The sequence below is a fragment of the Mycolicibacterium houstonense genome (genome assembly GCF_900078665.2).
GTDB classification, from domain to species: Bacteria; Actinomycetota; Actinomycetes; order Mycobacteriales; family Mycobacteriaceae; genus Mycobacterium; species Mycobacterium houstonense.
In genome coordinates, this window is the sequence record NZ_LT546207.1 from 4,900,194 (window position 1) to 4,902,555 (window position 2,362).

General features: G+C 68.4%; 2 protein-coding genes and 1 pseudogene. 2 read left to right on the top strand and 1 reads right to left on the bottom strand.

Annotated elements, in window-relative coordinates; genetic code table 11:
• Positions 1-26: 26 nt before the first annotated feature.
• Entirely contained in the window at positions 27-851 is an 825-nt protein-coding gene (locus BN4332_RS24640) for a Cof-type HAD-IIB family hydrolase (protein ID WP_066902102.1), read from the top strand.
• Between the two features lie 19 nt (positions 852-870).
• Here the strand turns inward: BN4332_RS24640 and BN4332_RS24645 are convergent.
• Positions 871-1,308: pseudogene (locus BN4332_RS24645) on the bottom strand (LGFP repeat-containing protein); the annotation flags it as partial.
• Positions 1,309-1,679: 371 nt separating this feature from the next.
• Between BN4332_RS24645 and BN4332_RS24650 the strand changes: the two are divergent.
• Positions 1,680-2,362, top strand: a 683-nt coding sequence (locus BN4332_RS24650) for a lysophospholipid acyltransferase family protein (protein WP_066902104.1), incomplete at its 3' end; no start/stop codon positions are given.

The following is a 2,362-nucleotide window of genomic DNA, read 5'->3' on the forward strand; positions in this document are numbered from 1 at the left end:
CGCGAGGCAACAGGGAAGCAGAGCCGGTGAGCGCCGATCGGGCGCCGGGGCTGATCGCCACCGACGTGGACGGCACCTTGCTGGATGACGACGAGAAGGTCACTCCGCGCACCCGGGCGGCGGTGCACGCCGCGGTCGAGGCCGGGGCCACGTTCGTCCTGGCGACCGGACGGCCGCCGCGGTGGGTGGCACCGGTGGTCGATGGCCTCGGTCTGGCGCCGATGTCGGTGTGCGCCAACGGTGCGGTGATCTACGACCCGGCCACCGACCGCATCGTCTCGGCCCACACGCTGTCGGCCGACGTGCTCGGCGAGCTCGCCGAGATCGCCACCCGGGTGATCCCCGGCGCGGGACTGGCCGTGGAACGGGTGGGCTCCTCGGCGCATGACGCGGCGACCCCGCAGTTCGTCAGCTCACCGGGTTATGAGCACGCCTGGCTGAACCCGGACAACACCGAGGTGTCGGTCGAGGATCTGCTGAGCGCTCCCGCGGTGAAGCTGCTGATCCGCAAGGCCGGAGCGCGCAGTGCGGACATGGCCGCCGAGTTGGTCAAACACATTGGCCTGCAGGGAGATATCACCTATTCGACCAACAACGGTCTGATCGAGGTGGTGCCGCTGGGCATCAGCAAGGCCACCGGTGTCGAGGAACTGGCGGCCCCGCTGGGGCTCACCTCCGCCGACATCGTGACCTTCGGCGACATGCCCAATGACATCCCGATGCTGCGGTGGGCACAGCGCGGTGTGGCGATGGGCAATGCCCACCCCGAGGCGGTCGACGCCGCCGACGAGGTCACCGTGACCAATGCCGAGGACGGGGTGGCTCGGGTGCTGGAACGCTGGTGGTCCTGAGCCGGGCCTGACGCCGGGGTCAGGTGATCCGCGTGAACCGCTCGAGCTGCACGGGCTGCTGATCGGGTGACGGCGGTTCGAGTTCAACCGGCACGCCGTCGACGACGCGGGTGACGGTGCCCTTCTCCCGGTCGAAGTTGAGCGTGCCGTGCTGGAAGTTCTGCACGATCCACTGCGGCTCGGGGATCTCGGCACTCGTCGGCAGGCCCAGGATTCCCCGTTCGAAACCCAGTGTCCCCCAGGCCTCGTAGATCGCCCCGGTCACCGGTTCGGCGCCGCTTTCCGGAGACCAGTACACCGCGCCGCGTTCGAAGGTGGCGTAGCGCGCGGTGCCCTCCCCGGCGGTCTCGGGGGAGGTGGGGTTGCCCAGCAGCCCGGCCGCCCCGCCCGCCTCCTGCCAACGGGTGTAGATGGCGCCGCCGCGCATCTGCTCGGCGAGGTCNGGGTGTCCTGATGGATCTCGCGGATGGTCTCACCGACGGCGAGGTTGTCCAAAGGTTGCTGGGTGAGCTGCGGGGCAGCGCTGGGGACGCTGTCTGGTTCGCCGGAATCAGATTCCGCGATGGCCCACGGCACGATCACGACCGTCGCCGCGAGCGCGGTGAAGAGAAGTGACGGTGCGGAACGACGGGACTGCACGGACTGATGTTACGTATGAGTCTGATGTTACGAATGATTCGACACGCACAACGGCACCGCAGAGCCGGATGGCTTCTGCGGTGCCGTTCTTCTAACCGGGTCTGTATTACCTACGGGGCCGGCGGTGCGGGCGGGGCCGGCANGAATCCGGGCCCATCGAGCCCACCGGGGCTCCGGGGTAAGTCGCGTATGGAACCGGTTTTCCGAAGTTTGGAGATTGCCGCCAAGCTGGCGGTCCGGGCCACCGGAACCCGCATCACCTTCCGTGGGCTGGACAATCTGCCCGTCAAGGGCGGCGCCGTCGTCGCCATCAATCACACCAGCTACGTCGACTTCCTGCCTGCCGGCCTGGCCGCGACCGCCCGCGGTCGCCGGATGCGCTTCATGATCAAGGCCGAGATGGAGCAGGTGAAGGTGGTCAACTACCTGATCCGCCGTACCGGCACCATTCCGGTGGACCGCGGCGCGGGTGCGGGCGCCTACGCCGCTGCCGTGGATGCCCTGCGCCGCGGTGAGCTGGTCGGGGTGTACCCGGAGGCGACCATCAGCCGCAGTTTCGAGCTGAAGGATTTCAAGACCGGAGCAGCGCGTATGGCGCTGGAGGCCGATGTGCCGATCATTCCGATCATCGTCTGGGGCATGCATCGGGTGTGGACGAAAGATCATCCGAAAGCCTTGGGGCGCAAGAAGTTTCCTGTAACAGTAGAGGTGGGTGAACCGATCGCGCCGACGGGATCGATGGCTGAGCTGGACGCGCGGCTGCGCACGCAGATGACGGGCATGCTGGACCGGGTGCAACGGGCGTACCCGACGCCGGCGGGGGAGTACTGGGTGCCGCGCCGGCTGGGCGGGTCCGCGCCGACGCCCGCCGA